We start from the raw sequence: 18,821 nt of genomic DNA, 5'->3' as shown, positions 1-18,821 counted from the left end.
TCAACCTCTGTGGTCTCATGAAAAATTTTGGATGGATGACCGGCAGCTGGGCCACCGCCCTGCTGCTGGGTTTACCGGTTATAGCCCTGCTTTTCTCTGCCTTTTCGGCTGAGGGGGAGCTGTTTCGCCACCTCGCCGATACCGTGTTGCTCGATTATCTCGGTAATACTCTGGGGCTGGTGGTCGGCGTGGTGCTGCTCAGCCTGCTGTTTGGCGTGCCTACCGCCTGGCTGGTGGCCATGTGTCAGGTACCGGGACGGCGTGCCCTGCAGTGGGCTTTGATGCTGCCAATGGCCATGCCCTCCTATATCGTCGCCTACGTCTATACCGACCTGCTCGACTACTCGGGCCCGCTTCAAGCCGGGTTGCGAGCACTCTTTGGCTGGAACAGTCCAGCCGATTACTGGTTTCCGGCCATTCGCTCCCTTGGTGGCGCCGCCTGGGTGCTGGCGCTGGTGCTGTTCCCCTATGTCTATCTGCTGACCCGCGCCTCTTTTCTCGAGCAGTCAGTCAGCCTGATCCACTCCAGCCGCCTGCTCGGCTGTACCCCGTGGCAGAGCTTTCGTCGTCTCAGTCTGCCGCTGGCGCGCCCCGCCATCATGGTGGCGGTATCGTTGGTGGCCATGGAGACGCTGGCCGATTTCGCCACCGTCCACTTCTTTGCCATCAACACCCTGACCACAGCGGTCTACGACACCTGGCTTGGCTATGGCAGTCTGGCCACCGCGGCCAAACTCTCCTGCCTGATGCTGCTGGCTGTGGTGCTGCTGATCGCGCTGGAGCGCCGCTCGCGCAGTCGGCAGCAGGTGTTCCAGAAGTCCATGGGCCATGAGCAGCCGCTGCGCTATCCGCTTAAGGGGATGAGTCGCGCTCTGGCCGCTTTCTGGTGCTGGGGGCTGGTGCTGGCCGGTTTTGGCCTGCCATTCGTCATCCTGCTCGATTACGGGGTGCGTTACTTCGAGTTGTCATGGACGCCGGAGTTTGTCCGCTTTGCCGGCAACAGCTTGGCTATCTCGGCGCTGACCGCTCTGCTGGCGATGGGCATCGCCCTGCTGCTTGGCTTCTTCCGCCGTCTCGATGGCGGGATAAAGAGTCTGCTGCCCCTGCGCATCGCCGCCATGGGCTACGCCATGCCGGGTACCGTGCTGGCCATCGGGGTGCTGGTGCCGCTCACCGCCCTCGACTTTGCCATCAACGATCTGGCCGAGTGGCTCGGGCGTCAGGGGCCGGGCTTGCTGCTGACCGGCACCATTACCGCCATCGTGTTCGGCTATTTGGTGCGCTTCGTGGCCATCGCCATCGGCTCGGTGGAGAGCAGCATGGGCAAGATCTCCCCCAGCCTCGACATGGCGGCCCGCTCCCTGGGGCAGGGGGATGGCGGCATGCTGCGGCGGGTCCATCTGCCGCTGGTGCGCCGTGGTCTGTTTGCCGGTGCCATGCTGGTATTCATCGAATCCATGAAGGAGCTGCCCGCCGCCCTGCTGCTGCGGCCGTTCAACTTCGATACCCTGGCGACCCACGTCTATCAGTTTGTCTCGGACGAGATGCTGGAGCGCGGCGCGCTCGGAGCCATCGTCATCGTGCTGGTGGGACTGTTGCCGCTGATCTGGGTCAACCGCAGTCTGGACAGTCCGGGCCACTGAGTCGCCGCGTCGGTCAATGAAATTGCATGCGGTGTGCTGAACTGAAAGGCAGCGCGCCGCCAGAAACGAGAGGAAGTCAGCCTTGTCCTGTTTGCAGGTTGAAAATGTCAGCTGCCGTTACAACGGCCGCAATGTGCTGGAGCAGCTCTCCCTGACGGTGGCAGACAACGAGATCGTCTGCCTGCTGGGAGCCAGTGGCTGCGGCAAAACCACGCTGCTCAAGGCTATCGCTGGCCTGCTGCCGTTGGCAGAGGGCACGATTTGCCTCGGCGATACCCTGCTCGACGGGCCGGGTGCCAGCGTGCCGCCCGAGGCGCGCAATATCGGGATGATCTTTCAGGATTACGCCCTCTTCCCCCACCTGACGGTAGCTGACAACGTCGGCTTTGGCCTGACCAAACTCGATCGCCGCGCCCGCCAGCAGCAGGTGGACGAGGCGCTGGCGCTGGTCAATCTGCAGGGGCTGGGGGATCGCTATCCGCACCAGCTCTCCGGCGGTCAGCAGCAGCGGGTGGCCATCGCCCGGGCTCTCGTGTGCAAGCCGCGGCTGATGCTGCTGGATGAACCCTTCTCCAACATCGACACCCAGGTGCGGATGAAGCTGATCCTGGAGATCCGCGCCCTGCTCAAGCAGCAGGGGATCGGCGCCATCTTCGTCAGCCACAGCAAGGAGGAGGCGTTCGCCTTCGCCGATCGGCTGGCGCTGTTTCGCGCCGGTCACATCGAGCAGGTGGGCCAGCCTGAGCAGCTCTATCGCCGCCCGCAAAACCGCTTCGTGGCGGAGTTTCTCGGCGGGGTCAACTATCTGGCTGCCGAGGTGGTGGACAGCTACTGCGTGCAGACGGCGCTCGGGGTCATTTGTGGCAGCGAGCCTCATGGCCGGGCGGTGGGCGAGCAGTTGCAGCTGATGCTCAGACCCCAGCAGCTGCTGCTGGAGAGCGCCGCAGATGGCGAGCTCAAGGTGGTGGAGCAGCAGTTCCTCGGCCACCACTGCCGGGTGCTGTTCGAGTGTGGAGATCTGCAGCTGGAGGCGAGCATTGGCGAGCCCCTTGATGGGATGCGGGCACGGATCAAGGTTGCCCCCCATGGGTTGGTGTTGTTTGACCCTTTGCCCTGAACGCGTGATATCGTCGTGAAATCAAAGAACTGGATCCACTCTGGTTTATAATCGCGCAACGCAAATAGCCCGTAACGCTAACGCCTACTCAGGGGAGAGATATATGAAAGCCCAAGCCGGGATCTGCGCAGAGCCGAATCTGCACGCCCTCTATCTGATGTTCAATCGTACCGGCGATGCCGCCGAACTGGTCGGCCGTCTGGCCAAACTGCCCGCCCTGTGGCAGGCGGTCGCCGCCGATTTCCCCGATGCCGGTTTCAGCGGTCTGGTTGCCGTTGGCGCCGATGCCTGGGATGGTCTCTACCCTGCCGCCCGTCCGCCCCAGTTCCGCAGCTTTATGGCGCAATCCGCCAACGGTCAGGAGGCCCCCAACACCCCGTTTGATCTCTTTATTCAGCTGCGCGCCGATCGGGTGGATGTGCTGCACCACGCCGGTCACCGCGTGATGGCACTGCTGGCCGGACTGGTAGAGCTGGCCGAAGAGGTGCGCGGTTTCCGCAATCTGGATTGCCGTGACCTGACCGGTTTCGTCGATGGCACCGAGAACCCGCAGGATGAACACCGTGCCGAAGTGGCGCTGCTGGCTGATGGCGAGTTTGCCGGTGGCTCCTACATTCACGTTCAGCGCTGGGTACACGCCATGAGCGACTGGGAGAAGCTGGCGCAAAAAGAGCAGGAAGACATTATCGGTCGCACCAAGCCCGACAACATCGAGTATGAGTCTGCCGCCAAACCGCTGACCGCCCACATCAAGCGGGTCAACCTCAAGACGCCGAAAGGGGAGTCCATGGAGATCCTGCGCCAGAGCATGCCCTGGGGCACCATGACCGAGCAGGGGCTCTACTTCATCTCCTGCTGCCGCACTCCGCAGCACTTCAACGCCATGCTGGCCAGCATGTACAAGGGGGAGGGCAGCCACTTTGACCACCTGCTGCGCTTCACCAAGGCCGTGACCGGCGCGGCTTTCTTCGCTCCATCTGAAAGTTTTTTGATGGCGCAGGGTAAATAAGCCCGACTGACGAAGACTCAGAAAACAAAAATCCCGGCCTTGGCCGGGATTTTTCGTTCTGGCGTGACCGCTATGACGCGGTAGCGGCCATTACGGCGTCTGTTCGAACAACTCGAGGGCGGAGAGGTAGAGCTCTTCGATATCGGTGTCGCTGGTCGGGGTGATGAAGATGGTGTCATCACCGGCGATGGTACCGAGGATCCCCTCTGCCTTGCCGAGGGAGTCGAGCAGGCGGGCGATCAGCTGGGCTGCGCCCGGGCTGGTGTGGATCACCACCAGTGCGCCGTTGTGATCGACGTCCAGTACCAGATTCTTGAGCGGGCTGGAGGTGGTGGGCACGCCCAGTTCCACCGGCAGGCAGTAGACCATCTCCATCTTGGCATTGCGAGTGCGAACGGCGCCGAAGCGGCTCAGCATGCGCGATACCTTGGACTGGTTGATGTTCTCGAAGCCCAGCTCTTGCAGGGCGGTGACGATTTCTGCCTGGGAGCCAAAGCGCTCTTCTTTCAGCAAGGCTTTAAAGGCCTTGGCCAGTTTTTCTTGCTTGTCGTTGTGTTTCATCTTGGTCTCACGAATGAGGAGGTGTGGCGGCCTGTGCGATACAGGCGGCAGATACGAACAGCGGGGCCATTTTGCATTCATATGCCGTTTTTTGCAAGGAAGCGGCGCTTGTTCTGCATATTGATTCAAAAATGGCTTGCATCAACCTTTATTAGGGATAGAATCGGGATGAAATTTTGAAAACTTATTCAATTGGGCTGTATGGGTATTGAATTAATAGGTATCGAGAAGTCCTGGCACAAGGTGCCGGTTCTGCAACAGGTCAGCTTTCGGACATCTCCCGGTGAAACCTTGGTGTTGCTGGGCCCGAGCGGTGCTGGCAAGAGTTCCCTGCTACGGATGATGAACCTGCTGGATACCCCGGATGCGGGTGTTCTGCGGATTGGTGAAAGTGAATTTTCTTTCCCGAACTCCCTCTCTGCTGCCGAATTCAACCGCCAGTCCCAACTGCTGCGTCGCAAGGTGGGGATGGTGTTCCAGCAGTACAATCTCTGGCCACATCTCACTGTGATGGAGAATCTGATTGAAGCGCCGGTCAAGGTGCTCGGCATGAGCAAGGAGGCCGCCATCGAGAAGGGGGCCTACCTGCTGGCCCAGCTGCAACTGGCCGACAAGCGCGATGCCTGGCCTGCCCGTCTCTCTGGCGGCCAGCAGCAGCGGGTGGCCATTGCCCGTACCCTGATGATGGACCCGGAAGTGCTGCTGTTTGACGAGCCGACAGCTGCCCTCGATCCCGAGATCACCAAGGAGGTGGCCGAGATCATCCGCAACCTGAGCCAGACCGGCATTACCCAGGTGGTGGTGACCCACGAGGTCGACTTTGCCCGCAAGGTGGCCAGTCAGGTGATTTATCTGGAGAAGGGGCGGATCATCGAATCCGGCACCGCTGCCATTTTCCAATCCCCGCAAACCAGCCGGTTTGCCGAATTCTTGATGCATTGATACTGAATCGATAAGGAAGCTGTCATGAAAAAGAGTCTGTTGTTGGTTGCTGCCATGGGCCTGTTGAGTACCTCCGTCATGGCCAAAGAGATCAAGTTCGCCACCGAGGCCACCTACGCACCGTTCGAATACCTGGATGACAAGAACGAGTTTCAGGGTTTTGACATCGATCTGGCCCGTGCCATCTGCGAGCAGGCCAAGCTGGAGTGCAGCTTCCACAACCAGGCCTTTGACAGCCTGATCCCCAGCCTGAAATTCCGTCGCTATGATGCCGCCATTGCCGCCATGGACGTAACCCCGGAGCGCTCCGCGCAGGTCGACTTCTCCGACATCTACTACGAGAACTCGGCAGTATTCGTCGCCAAGAAAGGGGCCTTCAAGGGGCCGGAAGAGATGGTCGACAAGACAGTCGGCGTGCAGAACGGTACCTCTCACCAGTCCTATCTGGTGGATAACTGGGTGAGCAAGGGTCTGCTGACCGTGCCGTACGCCAGCTACCAGAGCGCCTTCCTCGACATGATGAATGGCCGTACCGACGGTGTGTTTGCTGATACCGCTGTCGCAGCCGACTGGCTGAAGCAGCACAAGGAGTATGCGGTGGTGGGTGCACCGGTGACGGATGCCAAGTACTTCGGTACCGGCTTTGGCATCGCGGTCGCCAAGGGTAATCAGGAGCTGCTGACCCAGCTGAACAAGGGGCTGGCCGAGATCAAGGCCAACGGCACCTATCAGAAAATCTTCGACAAATACTTCGCGCAGTAAGCCATGTTGAGCCTGTTGTTGGATGCAGCCTGGATGACCCTCGGGCTGGCCTTGGCATCACTGGTCGGGGGCATGGTATTGGCACTGGCGTTCAGTGCCGCCGAGCTCAGCAAGCAGCGTGCATTGGTGTGGCCGGTGGCCACCCTGACCACGCTGATCCGTGGCCTGCCCGAGTTGCTGGTGGTGCTGTTCATCTACTTCGGCTCGACCCAGGTGTTGTTCCTCATCACTGGCGAGTATGTGGAGTTCAGCCCGTTTGCCTGTGGCGTGCTAGCGCTCTCCCTGCTGTTCGCCAGCTATGCGACCCAGACCCTGCGGGCGGCGCTCAATGCGGTGCCTTCAGGTCAACGGCTGGCGGCGCTGGCGCTGGGTTTGAGCAAGAGCCACATCTTTTTTCGCATCGTGTTGCCGCAGGCGTGGCGCCACGCCTTGCCGGGCCTCGGCAACCAGTGGCTGGTATTGCTGAAAGATACCGCGCTGGTGTCGCTTATCGGGGTGAACGAGATGATGCGTCAGGCCCAGATGGCCTCGGCCAGTACCTATGAGCCGTTCACCTGGTATGCCGCCGCGGCCCTCATCTATCTGGCTATCAGTCTGGTCAGCGAGTACGGCCTCGGGTTGGCTGCCCGCTACACCCGCCGCTACGGAGGCTAACTGATGCAAGAGTATCTCGTTACGTTGCTGGGCGGTCTGGTTACCACGCTGGAGCTGACCCTGTTCAGCCTGCTGCTGGGGATTGTGTTGGCAGCCCTGATGACCTGGGTGCTGGAGCTGCGCCTGCCGGTGGCGACCCAGCTGGTGCAGCTGTGGGTGCTGCTCTTTACCGGTACGCCGCTGCTCATTCAGATCTTCCTGATTTACTACGGGCCGGGCCAGTTCGAGTGGCTGAAAGCCAGCCCGCTCTGGCCGCTGCTCAAGCAGCCCTGGTTCTGCGCCGTGTTGGCGCTGGGTCTCAACACGGCGGCCTACTCCACCCGGTTGTTCAAGGGGGCGCTCGATGCCATCCCGGCCGGTGAAGTAGAGGCGTGTCGTGCGCTTGGCTTTAACGGCCGCCAGACCTTGTGGATGAAGGTGCGCCATGCCGCCCGCCATCTGGTGCCTGCCTACTCCAACGAGGTGATCCTGGTGCTCAAGGGGAGCTCCCTCGCCAGTACCATCACCATCATGGACATCATGGGGCTGGCGCAGGGGTTGAACGCCCAGACCTACGATACCCTGGCGGTGTTCGGGGTGGCTGGCGGGCTTTATCTGGCGATGAACGGATTGTTAACAATTGGTTTTCGCTGGTGTGAAAAACGGGCGCTGGCATTCCAATCCTGAGACCTTCAAATCTACCTCTTTATGGTAAGGGGAAGTGCAGAAAAACTGTGCTTCTCCTCCAACTTTTTGTATTTCCCTCCAATTTTTGCTCCCGCATGTTTCGTGGCTCACAGAACCCGTGACTGCAACTGTTATCAGATTGTTTTTTATGGGGGGATCCATTAAGGTTGGGCGCACAACAACAAACAACCTTAAACCTACGCTTAAACATGGAGTTGATCATGAAAGTTGCCGTTCTGGGTGCCGCTGGTGGCATCGGTCAAGCCCTCGCTCTGCTGTTGAAAAACCGTCTGCCGGCCGGCTCCGAGCTGAGCTTGTATGACATTGCCCCGGTTACCCCGGGTGTGGCCGTTGACCTCAGTCATATTCCTACCGACGTCGCCATCAAGGGCTTCTGCGGTGAAGATCCGACTCCTGCGCTGGTTGGGGCCGATGTGGTGCTGATCTCCGCCGGTGTGGCACGCAAGCCGGGGATGGATCGCTCCGACCTGTTCAATATCAACGCCGGTATCGTCAAGAATCTGGTCGAGAAGTGCGCGGCCACTTGCCCGAAAGCACTGATCGGCATCATCACCAACCCGGTCAACACCACTGTAGCCATCGCCGCCGAAGTGCTGAAGAAAGCCGGTGTCTATGACAAGCGTCGCCTGTTCGGTGTCACCACCCTGGACGTGATCCGCGCCGAGACCTTCGTGGCCGCTGCCAAAGGGTTGAACATCGACAAGGTACGCGTCAACGTGATCGGTGGTCACAGTGGCGTCACCATTCTGCCGCTGCTCTCCCAGATTGAAGGCGCTTCCTTCACCGCTGAAGAAGTGGCTGCCATGACCAAGCGCATCCAGAATGCCGGTACCGAAGTGGTTGAAGCCAAGGCCGGTGGCGGTTCTGCCACTCTCTCCATGGGTCAGGCGGCTTGCCGTTTCGGTCTCTCCCTCATCAAGGGTCTGCAGGGCGAAGCCAACGTTGTCGAGTGCGCCTACGTGGAAGGCAACGGCGAGCACGCCACCTTCTTCGCGCAGCCGGTACTGCTGGGCAAGAATGGCGTCGAAACCGTACTGGATTACGGTAAGCTGAGCGCCTTCGAGCAGGAAGCGATGGAAGGCATGCTGGCTACTCTGAAAGCCGATATCCAGCTGGGTGTCGATTTCGTCAAGTAAGCGGGTCAACCGTGCCAACAAGGGAGCTTCGGCTCCCTTTTGTATTGATGAGATCCGCCCGGCAGGCTAAGGGGATGGGGGTTGGTGCCGATAACAGAGTGCAGCAGGAGATCCTTATGATGAAACCCCTTACCCTTCTCGTTCTTGTCGGTGCATTCACCGCGCCCCTCTATGGTGCCGAGGCGGTATCGGCTGCCGTATCGAGCGATGCGCCTGCAGCAAGTGCATCGGCACCGACCACAAGCAGTGCTGCGGTGGCAACGGCGCCTGTCTCTGCTGCTACGCCAGCACCCTCTGAGGCCGTCCCCATCTTGCTTCCGGCCGAGCCGGTCACGCCCGCTGCCAGCAGTGGCGAGGGGGCCGCGCCGCTGCCAAAACCGGCGGAACCTGCTGCTGTGGTTGCGCCTCCCGCACCTCTGGCCGCTGGCGAGTTGCAGGCGGTGCCGCTCTATCGTCAGGACGAGCTTCTTAACTGGATTGAGCAGGGGCGCCACCTCACTCAGGTTAAACAGGATCGCTGTCAGCTGACTCAGGATATCGAAGCGCGCGCCTCGGTGATGAAGATCCCGGCCTATCAATTCCTCTGGGGGGATATGCTGGCGTGGGGGGTCTGTACCAAGTCCAACGCCGAGCTCGGGGTTCAATATATGTGGGAGGCGGCCAATCAGGGGTTGGCGCCGGCGCTGGAGCAGCTGGGTCGCTACTACTGGAAAGGAACTTTGGTGCAGAAGGATTTGGTGCGAGCCGAAACTCTGATGCGCGAGGCGGCCAGCCTCGGTTTTCTGCGGGCTCGCATCGAGTGGGTCGAGATGCTGTTGCAGGGGATGGGCAGTCCGCTCGATTATGAGGACGCCTATCGCTGGCTCCATGGCTCCGTCATCGGTGACAAGGCGCTGCACCAGAAGGCGGCGACTCTGCTCAACCGTCTTGGCAACCGGATGCCGGCCAACGTGGTGGCCCGCGCCAAGGCGATGCACTGATCCAAAAAAATGACCCACAGATCTGCACCTGTGGGTCCGGTTCCAGCCGCCGTGCCATGACAGGCCGGAACCTCCCTCTGTTATATGGCTGCCTGCGCCTCAGAGATCTTGGTGGGGGCCAAAAACTTCGTAATGGAGCTGCCCCGCTGGCACCCCAGCCGCCAGCAGCTGCCGCTTGATCTCCTGCATGAAGCCGACAGGGCCACAGAAGTAGTAGTGGGCCTGCGGCGTTATGCGCTCCTTCACGGCAGTCAGATCCATGGTGCCGGCCAGGTCGTAATCTTCACCCTGTACATCGCTGGCCTCCGGCTCCCGATACCAGACCCGGCTCAGCAAGTTGGGATGCTGGCGGGATTTTTGCTGAATATCCTCCCGGAAGGCGTGTACAGCGCCCTGTTCGCAGGCGTGCAGCCAGGTGATCTCGGCCTGATGAGTACTTTCCAGCAGCTGGTTGAGCATGCTCATCATCGGCGTCACGCCGACACCGGCTGAGAGCAGTACCACCGGGGTCTGGCTGTCGGCTTTCAGGTAGAAATCGCCGGTAGGGGGCATCACCTCGATCTTGTCACCCGCCTGCAGGTGATCGTGCAGCAGGTTGGAGACCTGACCCTGCGGCTCACGCTTGACGCTGATGCGGTAATCCTGCCCGTTGGGGGCATCGGAGAGGGAGTATTGGCGGATTTCCTGATATTCCAGCTCGGGGTGAACCAGCTTGATGCTGAGGTATTGGCCCGGTTTGAAGGTCAGTACCGGCTTGCCATCTTCCGGCGCCAGCAGGAAGGAGGTGATGAGGTCGCTATCGGCTCGCTTCTCCTTGATGATGAAGGTGCGGGTACCTTGCCAGCCGCCATCCTGATTGGCCTTCTCCTGATAGATCTCCTGCTCGCGGCCGATGAAGATGTCGGCCAGCACGCCATACGCCTTGCCCCATGCCTCCAGCACCTCGTCGGTGACCGCACTTCCGCCCAATTCTTTGAGCGTGGCCAAGAGATGACTACCTACAATGTGATATTGTTCCGGCTGGATCAGGAATCCGGTATGTTTGTGTGCAATCCGCTCGACCGCACCGGCGAGCGCTCCCAGATTGTCGATATTCTTTGCATACGCGGCGACTGCATTGAACAGGGCCAGCGGCTGGCCGCCACTGCGTTGGTGGGCCAGGTTGAAGATATCTTTCAGCTCCGGGTTATGGCTGAACATCCGCTGGTAGAAGTGCTGGGTGAGGGCAGGGCCTGCCGATTCGAGCAGCGGAATGGTGCTTTTGATGACGGCAACGGTGGTTTGATCTAGCATAGGGGCCTCGTTCTAATTGAACATATAAAATGTCATTTAATAAGTGGCATCCTAGATGTTTATTTGATTTGAATCAATACTCCACTTTTCGCATCGCGCTAATCAGGTTTTATGAGACTAACCAGTTATACAGATTTTGGATTGAGAGCCCTGCTCTATCTTGCCACCCTGCCGGAAGGGGAGTTGTCGAGCGTTGCCAAGGTATCGGCCCTGTATGGCGTTTCCCGCAACCACATGGTGAAGGTGGTCAATCAGCTGGTGAAGCTGGGCTATCTGCAATCCCAGCGTGGCAAGAATGGCGGTATTCGCATGGCTTGCGATCCCGCCACCATCAATATCGGGCAGGTGATCAGGGCGCTGGAAGGCAATCTGGACGGCATTGACTGCGGCTCGCCCGCTTGCCACATCGTCTCTGTCTGTCTGCTCAAGAGTGCGCTGAAAGAGGCGATGGATGCGTTTCTGGCGGTGATGGACAGCTATACGCTGCAAGACCTGCTGGCCAACCGTGACGAGCTACAGAGAGTGTTTGGCGAGCTGATCCCGACGCTGGTGCTGGAGCCGGATGACGAAGATGAACAGTGACGATGAGCAATAGAAAAGGGCTGCCACTGGCAGCCCTTTTTCAATCTTGCGGATCCGACTCCGCCCGGTACGATGCCGGCATGATCCGCGCCATCTTGACCATATTGTTCTCCACATCGAGGATCTCGATAGGATAACCGGCCAGCCGGATCCCGATGTTGGGCTGGGGGATCTCCTCCAGATATTCGAGGATCAGGCCGTTGAGGGTGCGCGGGCCGTCGATGGGCAGGTGCCAGTTCATCTCCTTGTTCAGCTCACGAATATTGGCTGAGCCTTCGACCAGATAAGAACCATCTGACTGGGGATGGATCTCGTCGCTCGGCGCTGGCGTCATGGAGGTGGTGAAGTCGCCCACGATCTCTTCCAGAATGTCGTCCAGAGTGATTAGCCCCTGAATGTCGCCGTATTCGTCGACGATCAGACCAATTCGCTCCTTGTTGCGCTGGAATTTGGCCAGCTGCACGTTGAGCGGCGTTCCTTCCGGAATGAAGTAGATCTCGTCCACTTCTCGCAACAGGCTCGATTTATTGAACTGGTCCCTGGCTACCAGCCGCAGGGCATCGCGCGCGTGCAAAAAGCCGACAACGTCATCGATATTGTCGCGATAGAGGAGGATCTTGGTGTGAGCGCAGTGGGCCAGCTGGCGCTGGATGCTCTTCCAGTCATCGTTGATGTCGATGGCGTAGATATCGCTGCGCGGCACCATGATGTCCTCGACCAGCATCTTGTCGAGATCCAGAATGCTCAGCAGCATCTCCTGATGACGCTGGGGGATCAGGTTACCCGCCTCATTGACTATGGTGCGCAGCTCCTCGGTGTTGAGGGAGTCATCCTTGTTGGGATTGATCTTCAGCATCTTGAGCAGGCCGCTGGTGATGCCGTTGATCAGCCAGACCAGCGGCGAGAGCGGCACCATCAACCCCTTGAGGATCCAGGAGGCGGGATAGGCGATCTTCTCCGGAAACATGGCGGCCAGGGTCTTGGGGGTCACTTCACCGAATACCAGTACCACCAGGGTCAGGCCGAAGGTGGCGATGGCGACCCCGAGATCACCAAACAGCCGGATACAGACGATAGTGGCGATGGCGGAGGCGAGGATATTGACCAGATTGTTGCCGATCAGGATCAGCCCCAGCAGGCGATCGGGGCGGGCGAGCAGTTGTTCGACGCGACGTGCGGCTTTATGTTTGGTCTGTGCCAGATGCCGCAGTTTGTAGCGGTTGATGGACATCAGGCCGGTTTCGGAACTGGAGAAAAAGGCGGAAAGAAGGATCAAGATAACGAGAACAATCAGTAATGTGCTCGTTGAGATGCTGTCCAAAAAGGGCTCCTGTTGGATGGTATGGCTAAAAGAGTATAAATGTCAGCTCAACAGCACTTCTTTGACGAAGCGGCTGCCAAAGTAGGCAAGAGTCAGGATGAAGCTGCCGATCAGACTGAGCGTGATGACTTTGCGGCCGCGCCAGCCATAGGTGTGATGACCCCACAGCAGCAACACGTAGACACACCATGCCAGGATGGAGAGCACTGCCTTGTGAGACTTGCCCTGGGCGAACATATCTTCGAGGAAGAAGAGGCCGGAGGCGATGGAGAGTGTCAGTAGCAGCACCCCTGCAGAGATCAACTGAAACAGCCTTTTTTCCACTGTCATCAGTGGCGGCATGGCTGGCAGGTTGCTGATTTTTCTCGATTTAAGCTGTTTGTCCAGACAGGCGAGCTGCAGCGCAAACAGACAGGCGATCATCAATACCGAGTAGGCCATCAGGGCGAGGCCGATGTGCAGCAACAGCTGGGGGTGGGCCTCCAGATGGGTTATGTAGCGACCCGGGATCAAGGCGCTGGCAGCCAGCAACAGGGCCGAGAAGCTGTAGACCACCGGCAGCAGGATCCAGCCGTTGAAGCGGCGGGTTACGCAAGTCATGAAGCAACTGATGATGAGGCTGACCAGCGAGGCAACGTTGAGCATGCTCAGGTTCTGGCCGTAACTCTGCAATACCTCTGAACCGAGGGCGCTGGCATGGGCGATCAGGGCCAATCCGATACAGGCAAACAGGGAGCGCTGTCCCACCGGCTTGGCGCTCAGTAACAGATGCAGGGAGGCGATGATGGCCAGCAGATAAAACGCCAGGGCCAGAACAGAGATTACGATCATAACCAGGTCGTTGTTGCACAAGCTTTTGAGGGTAAGAGGGGCAGTATACCTTGCACGAGAAGTGCTCGCCAGTTGTGCAACAGCCGATCTGCCCATATATAGGGAGAAGGTCCCTGCTGCTGCGGTGCGGCGAATAATCGTCCTCGCGCCCGCTCTGGGTTATAATGCCCCCAATTTATTACGCCAAGAACCGGAATCCGTCATGTTTGAGAATTTGACTGAACGACTCTCGCGCACCTTGCGCAATGTCAGTGGCCGTGGTCGCCTGACCGAAGACAATATCAAGGAAACCCTGCGCGAAGTCCGCATGGCGCTGCTCGAGGCGGATGTCGCCCTGCCGGTCGTGCGTGATTTCGTGGCGCGTGTCAAAGAGCGCGCAGTCGGGCAGGAAGTGGCCAAATCCCTTAGCCCGGGCCAGGCATTCATCAAGATTGTGCACGGTGAACTGGTCACCGTGATGGGGGAGGCCAACGAACAGCTCAACCTGGCTGCCCAGCCGCCTGCGATCATCCTGATGGCCGGTCTGCAGGGGGCCGGTAAGACCACCACAGTTGGCAAACTGGCCAAGCTGCTCAAAGAGCGCAGCAAGAAGAAGGTGCTGGTAGTCAGTGCCGACGTCTATCGTCCGGCGGCGATCAAACAGCTGGAAACCCTGGCCAATGACATCGGTGTCGACTTCTTCCCGAGCGATGCCAGCCAGAAGCCGGTCGATATCGCCACCGCCGCCATCGATCAGGCGCGCAAGAAATTCTATGACGTGGTGATCGTCGATACTGCCGGTCGTCTGCACGTTGATAGCGAGATGATGGCCGAGATCCAGGATCTGCATGCCACCATCAAGCCGGTCGAGACCCTGTTCGTGGTGGATGCCATGACCGGTCAGGATGCCGCCAACACCGCCAAGGCGTTCAACGAAGCGCTGCCGCTCACCGGTGTCATCCTTACCAAGGCGGACGGCGATGCCCGAGGTGGTGCTGCTCTGTCGGTACGTCACATCACCGGCAAACCGGTCAAGTTTATCGGTATGGGTGAAAAGACCGATGCGCTGGAGCCGTTCCACCCGGATCGTCTCGCCTCCCGTATCCTCGGTATGGGCGATGTGCTCTCTCTGATCGAGGAAGTCGAGCGCAACGTCGATAAAGAGAAAGCGGCCAAGCTGGCCAGCAAGGTCAAGAGTGGCAAAGGCTTCGATCTGGAAGATTTCCGCGAGCAGCTGGCCCAGATGCGCAACATGGGCGGAATGATGGGGATGCTCGACAAGCTGCCCGGCATGTCCGGGCTGCCGGATAACGTTAAAGATCAGATGGATGACAAGCTCACTGTGCGAATGGAGGCCATCATCAGCTCCATGACGCCCAAGGAGCGCGCCCACCCTGATCTCATCAAGGGTTCCCGCAAACGCCGTATCGCCGCAGGTTCCGGCATGCAGGTGCAGGATGTGAACAAGCTGCTCAAGCAGTTCACCGAGATGCAGCGCATGATGAAGAAAATGTCCGGCAAGGGCGGCATGCGCAAGATGATGAGCCAGATGAAGAACATGATGCCCCCCGGTTTCGGTGGCGGTCGCGGCCCGTTCTGATCCGGCCTGGGTGTTGATGGGGGTCTGCAGCGGCAGGCCCCTTTTCATTGCTGCTCTGCGCAAAAAATGGCTGGCTTGGTTGCAATTATTACGAATCCAAGTAGAATTACGCGGCTTATTTTAAGCTAGGGTCCGCGTGTTTGCGGGCCTTGTTCATTAGATGTTAATGAGGACGATATGGTAACCATTCGTTTACAACGTGGTGGCGCGAAAAAGCGTCCGTTCTACCAGGTAGTAGTTTCTGACAGCCGTTGCGCCCGTGACGGTCGCTTCATCGAGCGCGTTGGTTTCTTCAACCCGGTTGCTGCTGGTCAAGCTGAAAAGCTGAACCTGGACCTGGCTCGTATCGAGCATTGGGTTGCTACTGGTGCCGCTGTTTCTGACCGCGTTGCCAAGCTGATCAAAGACGCTAAAAAAGCTGCTTAATCAGCCCAACGGTAAGGAGTTAAGTTGGAAAAACCTGTAGTTCTGGGCACCCTGGGTACCGTTTATGGCATCAAGGGCTGGCTTAAAGTGAACTCCTTCACCGATGTTGCCGAAGCGATTTTCGATTACAACCCCTGGCTGATTAATCAGAACGGGGCGTGGCGTGAAATTCGGGTTTCATCCTGGAAACGTCACAACAAGGGTCTGATTTGCAAACTCGATGGTATCGATGTGCGCGAAGATGCCCTGGCATTGACCAATGTCGAGATTGGCGTACCCGCCGATCTGTTGCCTGCGTTGCCTGAAGGTGAGTTCTACTGGCGTGACCTGATTGGTTGCTCCGTGGTGACCACCAAGGGATACGACCTGGGTAAGGTGACCGAATTGATGGAAACCGGCTCCAACGATGTGTTGGTGGTTGAGGCCAATGTAAAAGATGCCTTTGGTGCAAAGGAGCGGTTGATTCCGTTCCTGGAAGAGCAGGTGATCAAGAATATTGATCTGACTGCTCGAACAATCGAAGTTGATTGGGATCCTGGTTTCTAGTTTCCCGCGCTAACACGGGTGCCGGAGGTTTCTTATGTGGATTGGGGTTATTAGCCTCTTCCCTGAAATGTTCCGAGCCATTACCGAGCACGGGGTAACGGGTCGGGCCGTCAAGAGTGGCCTGCTGCAGATTGAGTGCTGGAACCCCCGGGAGTTTACCCACGATAAACACCGTACGGTCGATGATCGTCCTTATGGTGGTGGGCCCGGCATGTTAATGATGGTTCAGCCGCTGCGTGACGCGATTCATGCAGCCAAGCAAGCGGCGGGAGACGGGGCGAAAGTCATCTATCTCTCTCCTCAGGGACGCAAGCTGACTCAAGCGGGCGTAACCGAGTTGGCGACGAATCAGAAACTGATTCTGGTAGCCGGTCGATACGAAGGTATCGATGAACGCGTGATACAAACCGAAGTCGACGAAGAGTGGTCTATCGGGGATTACGTGTTAAGTGGTGGCGAGTTGCCTGCCATGACCCTGATCGATGCGGTTTCGCGTCTGGTCCCTGGGGTTTTGGGTGATCAGGCCAGTGCCGAGCAAGACTCCTTTACGGATGGTTTGCTGGATCATCCCCACTACACTCGGCCGGAGGTGTTGGATGGATTGGCGGTGCCCGAGGCGCTGACAAGCGGCAATCACGAAGTGATTCGACGCTGGCGTCTCAAGCAGTCGCTCGGACGAACCTGGCAAAGAAGGCCGGAACTTATTAACAACCTAGCTCTGACTGACGAGCAAGAATCACTTCTTGCCGAGTATGTCCGCGAAGTGCGTGACAGCGTTAAGTAGAGTTTTCAGTTTATCCTAGGTAAGGAAAGACAATGAGCAAGATTATTCAGCAGCTTGAACAAGAGCAACTGCGTACCGACATCCCGGCTTTTGCCCAGGGCGACACTGTACGTGTTCAAGTTCGTGTTAAAGAAGGTGGTAAAGAGCGTCTGCAGGCTTTCGAAGGCATCGTTATTGCCAAGCGTAACCGCGGTCTGCACTCTGCTTTCACCGTTCGCAAGATCTCCAACGGCGAAGGTGTTGAGCGTGTATTCCAGACTCACTCTCCGCTGATCCACAGTGTAGAACTGAAGCGTCGTGGTGATGTTCGCCGCGCCAAACTGTACTACCTGCGCAACCTGTCCGGCAAAGCTGCTCGTATCAAAGAGAAGCTCAACTAATTCGATTCGAATTGGTGTCGGTATGTCGGCAAATAGCTCGACAGGTAGTGAAAAGGCTCGCCAATGGCGAGCCTTTTTTGTATCCGTCTATTGGCTATCTGGGAGCCGTTACTGGATGACCCGAACTACCGAGTTGTCTCGCCCGAAGGGGCCTGGCACATAGTCGTCCGCAGCCCAGTCATTCTCGTAGAGGGTTTCCCCTGCCGGTGTGATGAGCTGGTAGCAATATTCGAAGTACCCCGGGCCGTCGGTCGGCAGATTGAGGGTGGCTTTGAACTCGCCGCTCTTCATGCGTTTCAGCTCGACCGGTTGCCACTGGGTGAACTCGCCGATCAGCATCACCTGTTCCGCCCCTGCAGCCGCCTCTTTCTCTACGGCAAAGGTCACCTTGACCTCGGGCTTGGACTTCAAAAACTGTTTGATCAGTGGCATGACGCCTCCTTGTCTGTGAGTTAAAAATGGCTCCTGTCTATTTTTATACCACCATATGACAAAGATGTTGATAAGGCAGATCAAGTCGGCAAGGCAAAATAGCGTTGCAGCAAACTGTGGGTAAAGTCGATCTTGAGATAGAAGCCGCGGGGCAGGGTCATGATGGGTTGACCATCGCGGCCGATGGCGCGAGTCAGCGCCTTGTTGTTGGCCGCCTTGGGCCGCAGTTGCATCACCTGGCCGTGGCGCGCGCTGATCTGCTCCACTTCTCCCAGCACTATCATGTCCATCAGCTCCTCCCAGTCCTGACGCAGTAGCCGATCTTCCTCTTCATTCGGGCTCCACATCAGCGGCATGCCGACTCGCCGTTCGCCAACCGGGATCTCGCGACTGCCTTCCACCGGGATCCAGAGCACCCGGGAGAGCTTGTTGCGCACGTTGGACTCCTCCCAGCGCTGGCCGCTGACGCCGATCAGCGGGGCGACGCAGACGAAGGTGGTCTCCAGCGGTTTGCCTTGAGGATCCACGGGGATCGTCTTGAGTTCGATCCCCAGCTCCGGGAAGTCCTGCTCCGGCTTGCTCCCTGCGCTGGCCCCGAGTTGCAGCTCGATCAACTGACCGACCCACCCCTTGTCACGGCGCAGGTCTTTGGGCACTGCGACACCAGCCTCGGCGGCCAGCTGCGCCAGCGTGAAGCCGGCCATGGCATAGGCGCGGCTCAATAACTCCTGCTCGGATTGGGGATTGCTTGGCATAGTTGGCTCCATCTTGCTCGCCATATTCTAACAGGGGAGGATCCCGAGAAGGATCGCTGTTTTTATAACCGATCCTGAGTGGATAAGATCAAATGCAGAGAATTTGGGGGCTATCAGCTCATCATTATGATTTTAAAGGATTTTGTCTATTTTATCGAGTAGTGATCCTGGTCTGGTTTGACCTCTAAATAGTTGTCCAAGGGTTTGTGCATGATGTTACACACAGTTATCCACAGAAATCTTGGATAAGTGGATGAAAGTGGTTAGAGTCGCTGATATGTTACAAAAAATTGTGAATGCCACCCCATTTTTACAGGCTAAACGGGGTAGATATTGTGCCACTCCTGTGGATAATTTCGCCGCGGTGGATCTTTGAGCAGTTGAACTTGTTCACAATCCGG

General features: G+C 58.3%; 21 protein-coding genes. 15 read left to right on the top strand and 6 right to left on the bottom strand.

Features of this window, described 5'->3' with window-relative positions; all coding sequences use genetic code 11:
• Window positions 1-17: 17 nt before the first annotated feature.
• From AB5Y90_RS18920 to AB5Y90_RS18910, 3 genes are all read left to right on the top strand, one after another.
• The gene (locus AB5Y90_RS18920; RefSeq protein WP_368167565.1) at window positions 18-1,643 is read left to right on the top strand and encodes an ABC transporter permease; all 1,626 of its coding nucleotides are present in this window, start codon (window positions 18-20) and stop codon (window positions 1,641-1,643) included.
• A gap of 82 nt (window positions 1,644-1,725) precedes the next feature.
• Window positions 1,726-2,760, top strand: a complete 1,035-nt coding sequence (locus AB5Y90_RS18915; RefSeq protein WP_368167564.1) for an ABC transporter ATP-binding protein — start codon at window positions 1,726-1,728, stop codon at window positions 2,758-2,760.
• Window positions 2,761-2,863: 103 nt separating this feature from the next.
• Window positions 2,864-3,769 carry a Dyp-type peroxidase gene (locus AB5Y90_RS18910; protein ID WP_139430014.1) on the top strand — a complete coding sequence of 302 codons (906 nt, stop codon included), beginning with the start codon at window positions 2,864-2,866 and terminating at the stop codon, window positions 3,767-3,769.
• 90 nt (window positions 3,770-3,859) lie between these two features.
• Here AB5Y90_RS18910 and argR read toward each other — a convergent pair whose 3' ends face one another.
• Window positions 3,860-4,330: a transcriptional regulator ArgR gene (gene argR / locus AB5Y90_RS18905; RefSeq protein WP_005340378.1), complete on the bottom strand. Its 471-nt coding sequence runs from the start codon at window positions 4,328-4,330 to the stop codon at window positions 3,860-3,862.
• A gap of 201 nt (window positions 4,331-4,531) precedes the next feature.
• On the opposite strand from argR, the gene AB5Y90_RS18900 reads away from it, so the two are divergent.
• The 6 genes from AB5Y90_RS18900 to AB5Y90_RS18875 all read left to right on the top strand — a co-directional run bounded on the left by AB5Y90_RS18900 (window position 4,532) and on the right by AB5Y90_RS18875 (window position 9,491).
• Entirely contained in the window at window positions 4,532-5,272 is a 741-nt protein-coding gene (locus tag AB5Y90_RS18900) for an ATP-binding cassette domain-containing protein (RefSeq protein WP_005357971.1), read from the top strand.
• 24 nt (window positions 5,273-5,296) lie between these two features.
• A complete protein-coding gene (locus AB5Y90_RS18895; RefSeq protein ID WP_019445594.1) occupies window positions 5,297-6,034 on the top strand; it encodes a transporter substrate-binding domain-containing protein in 738 nt (245 codons plus the stop codon).
• A gap of 3 nt (window positions 6,035-6,037) precedes the next feature.
• Window positions 6,038-6,688, top strand: coding sequence for an arginine ABC transporter permease ArtQ (artQ, locus tag AB5Y90_RS18890; RefSeq protein WP_043826111.1), 651 nt, complete (start codon window positions 6,038-6,040; stop codon window positions 6,686-6,688).
• A gap of 3 nt (window positions 6,689-6,691) precedes the next feature.
• Entirely contained in the window at window positions 6,692-7,354 is a 663-nt protein-coding gene (artM, locus tag AB5Y90_RS18885; RefSeq protein ID WP_005348902.1) for an arginine ABC transporter permease ArtM, read from the top strand.
• Window positions 7,355-7,575: 221 nt separating this feature from the next.
• Window positions 7,576-8,511 carry a malate dehydrogenase gene (mdh, locus tag AB5Y90_RS18880; RefSeq protein WP_005340384.1) on the top strand — a complete coding sequence of 312 codons (936 nt, stop codon included), beginning with the start codon at window positions 7,576-7,578 and terminating at the stop codon, window positions 8,509-8,511.
• Between the two features lie 395 nt (window positions 8,512-8,906).
• The gene (locus AB5Y90_RS18875) at window positions 8,907-9,491 is read left to right on the top strand and encodes a tetratricopeptide repeat protein (RefSeq protein ID WP_005357982.1); all 585 of its coding nucleotides are present in this window, start codon (window positions 8,907-8,909) and stop codon (window positions 9,489-9,491) included.
• 99 nt (window positions 9,492-9,590) lie between these two features.
• Here the strand turns inward: AB5Y90_RS18875 and hmpA are convergent, their stop codons facing one another.
• Window positions 9,591-10,784, bottom strand: coding sequence for an NO-inducible flavohemoprotein (hmpA, locus tag AB5Y90_RS18870; protein ID WP_368167563.1), 1,194 nt, complete (start codon window positions 10,782-10,784; stop codon window positions 9,591-9,593).
• A gap of 111 nt (window positions 10,785-10,895) precedes the next feature.
• On the opposite strand from hmpA, the gene AB5Y90_RS18865 reads away from it, so the two are divergent.
• Window positions 10,896-11,366, top strand: coding sequence for an Rrf2 family transcriptional regulator (locus AB5Y90_RS18865; protein WP_005340388.1), 471 nt, complete (start codon window positions 10,896-10,898; stop codon window positions 11,364-11,366).
• 40 nt (window positions 11,367-11,406) lie between these two features.
• On the opposite strand, the gene AB5Y90_RS18860 is transcribed toward AB5Y90_RS18865, so the two are convergent.
• Together AB5Y90_RS18860 and ccsA are read right to left on the bottom strand one after the other, a co-directional pair.
• Window positions 11,407-12,687: an HlyC/CorC family transporter gene (locus AB5Y90_RS18860; protein WP_216949688.1), complete on the bottom strand. Its 1,281-nt coding sequence runs from the start codon at window positions 12,685-12,687 to the stop codon at window positions 11,407-11,409.
• A 42-nt stretch (window positions 12,688-12,729) separates the two neighbouring features.
• Window positions 12,730-13,518, bottom strand: a complete 789-nt coding sequence (ccsA, locus tag AB5Y90_RS18855; protein WP_005340390.1) for an inner membrane protein YpjD — start codon at window positions 13,516-13,518, stop codon at window positions 12,730-12,732.
• A 202-nt stretch (window positions 13,519-13,720) separates the two neighbouring features.
• On the opposite strand from ccsA, the gene ffh reads away from it, so the two are divergent.
• The 5 genes from ffh to rplS all read left to right on the top strand — a co-directional run bounded on the left by ffh (window position 13,721) and on the right by rplS (window position 17,233).
• Entirely contained in the window at window positions 13,721-15,097 is a 1,377-nt protein-coding gene (gene ffh / locus AB5Y90_RS18850; RefSeq protein ID WP_005357987.1) for a signal recognition particle protein, read from the top strand.
• A gap of 177 nt (window positions 15,098-15,274) precedes the next feature.
• Window positions 15,275-15,523 (top strand): 30S ribosomal protein S16, encoded by a 249-nt coding sequence (gene rpsP, locus AB5Y90_RS18845; protein ID WP_005340392.1) that lies wholly within the window; start codon window positions 15,275-15,277, stop codon window positions 15,521-15,523.
• A gap of 24 nt (window positions 15,524-15,547) precedes the next feature.
• Entirely contained in the window at window positions 15,548-16,069 is a 522-nt protein-coding gene (gene rimM, locus AB5Y90_RS18840) for a ribosome maturation factor RimM (protein WP_005340394.1), read from the top strand.
• Between the two features lie 34 nt (window positions 16,070-16,103).
• Window positions 16,104-16,853 (top strand): tRNA (guanosine(37)-N1)-methyltransferase TrmD, encoded by a 750-nt coding sequence (gene trmD / locus AB5Y90_RS18835; RefSeq protein WP_005340400.1) that lies wholly within the window; start codon window positions 16,104-16,106, stop codon window positions 16,851-16,853.
• Between the two features lie 32 nt (window positions 16,854-16,885).
• Entirely contained in the window at window positions 16,886-17,233 is a 348-nt protein-coding gene (gene rplS / locus AB5Y90_RS18830; protein WP_005313505.1) for a 50S ribosomal protein L19, read from the top strand.
• A gap of 108 nt (window positions 17,234-17,341) precedes the next feature.
• Here rplS and AB5Y90_RS18825 read toward each other — a convergent pair whose 3' ends face one another.
• A complete protein-coding gene (locus AB5Y90_RS18825) occupies window positions 17,342-17,665 on the bottom strand; it encodes an isoamylase early set domain-containing protein (protein WP_005348910.1) in 324 nt (107 codons plus the stop codon).
• Between the two features lie 80 nt (window positions 17,666-17,745).
• Window positions 17,746-18,420 carry a DNA mismatch repair endonuclease MutH gene (gene mutH / locus AB5Y90_RS18820; protein ID WP_042084339.1) on the bottom strand — a complete coding sequence of 225 codons (675 nt, stop codon included), beginning with the start codon at window positions 18,418-18,420 and terminating at the stop codon, window positions 17,746-17,748.
• Window positions 18,421-18,821 lie beyond the last annotated feature (401 nt).

It is taken from the genome of Aeromonas sp. R4-1, assembly GCF_040908325.1.
Taxonomy (GTDB): Bacteria; Pseudomonadota; Gammaproteobacteria; order Enterobacterales; family Aeromonadaceae; genus Aeromonas; species Aeromonas veronii.
Note: the sequence above shows the minus strand (reverse complement) of the source record. Positions and strands in the feature narration are given on the sequence as shown.

What these genes read in the sequence shown, in the direction of transcription:
- trmD (WP_005340400.1), top strand. Translation starts at nt 16,104, where the DNA reads ATGTGGATTGGGGTTATTAGCCTCTTCCCTGAAATGTTCCGAGCCATT.
- hmpA (WP_368167563.1), bottom strand. Translation starts at nt 10,784, where the DNA reads ATGCTAGATCAAACCACCGTTGCCGTCATCAAAAGCACCATTCCGCTG.
- rpsP (WP_005340392.1), top strand. Translation starts at nt 15,275, where the DNA reads ATGGTAACCATTCGTTTACAACGTGGTGGCGCGAAAAAGCGTCCGTTC.
- AB5Y90_RS18865 (WP_005340388.1), top strand. Translation starts at nt 10,896, where the DNA reads ATGAGACTAACCAGTTATACAGATTTTGGATTGAGAGCCCTGCTCTAT.
- ffh (WP_005357987.1), top strand. Translation starts at nt 13,721, where the DNA reads ATGTTTGAGAATTTGACTGAACGACTCTCGCGCACCTTGCGCAATGTC.
- AB5Y90_RS18895 (WP_019445594.1), top strand. Translation starts at nt 5,297, where the DNA reads ATGAAAAAGAGTCTGTTGTTGGTTGCTGCCATGGGCCTGTTGAGTACC.
- artM (WP_005348902.1), top strand. Translation starts at nt 6,692, where the DNA reads ATGCAAGAGTATCTCGTTACGTTGCTGGGCGGTCTGGTTACCACGCTG.
- ccsA (WP_005340390.1), bottom strand. Translation starts at nt 13,518, where the DNA reads ATGATCGTAATCTCTGTTCTGGCCCTGGCGTTTTATCTGCTGGCCATC.
- AB5Y90_RS18910 (WP_139430014.1), top strand. Translation starts at nt 2,864, where the DNA reads ATGAAAGCCCAAGCCGGGATCTGCGCAGAGCCGAATCTGCACGCCCTC.
- artQ (WP_043826111.1), top strand. Translation starts at nt 6,038, where the DNA reads ATGTTGAGCCTGTTGTTGGATGCAGCCTGGATGACCCTCGGGCTGGCC.
- argR (WP_005340378.1), bottom strand. Translation starts at nt 4,330, where the DNA reads ATGAAACACAACGACAAGCAAGAAAAACTGGCCAAGGCCTTTAAAGCC.
- rplS (WP_005313505.1), top strand. Translation starts at nt 16,886, where the DNA reads ATGAGCAAGATTATTCAGCAGCTTGAACAAGAGCAACTGCGTACCGAC.
- AB5Y90_RS18825 (WP_005348910.1), bottom strand. Translation starts at nt 17,665, where the DNA reads ATGCCACTGATCAAACAGTTTTTGAAGTCCAAGCCCGAGGTCAAGGTG.
- AB5Y90_RS18900 (WP_005357971.1), top strand. Translation starts at nt 4,532, where the DNA reads ATGGGTATTGAATTAATAGGTATCGAGAAGTCCTGGCACAAGGTGCCG.
- mdh (WP_005340384.1), top strand. Translation starts at nt 7,576, where the DNA reads ATGAAAGTTGCCGTTCTGGGTGCCGCTGGTGGCATCGGTCAAGCCCTC.
- mutH (WP_042084339.1), bottom strand. Translation starts at nt 18,420, where the DNA reads ATGCCAAGCAATCCCCAATCCGAGCAGGAGTTATTGAGCCGCGCCTAT.
- AB5Y90_RS18920 (WP_368167565.1), top strand. Translation starts at nt 18, where the DNA reads ATGAAAAATTTTGGATGGATGACCGGCAGCTGGGCCACCGCCCTGCTG.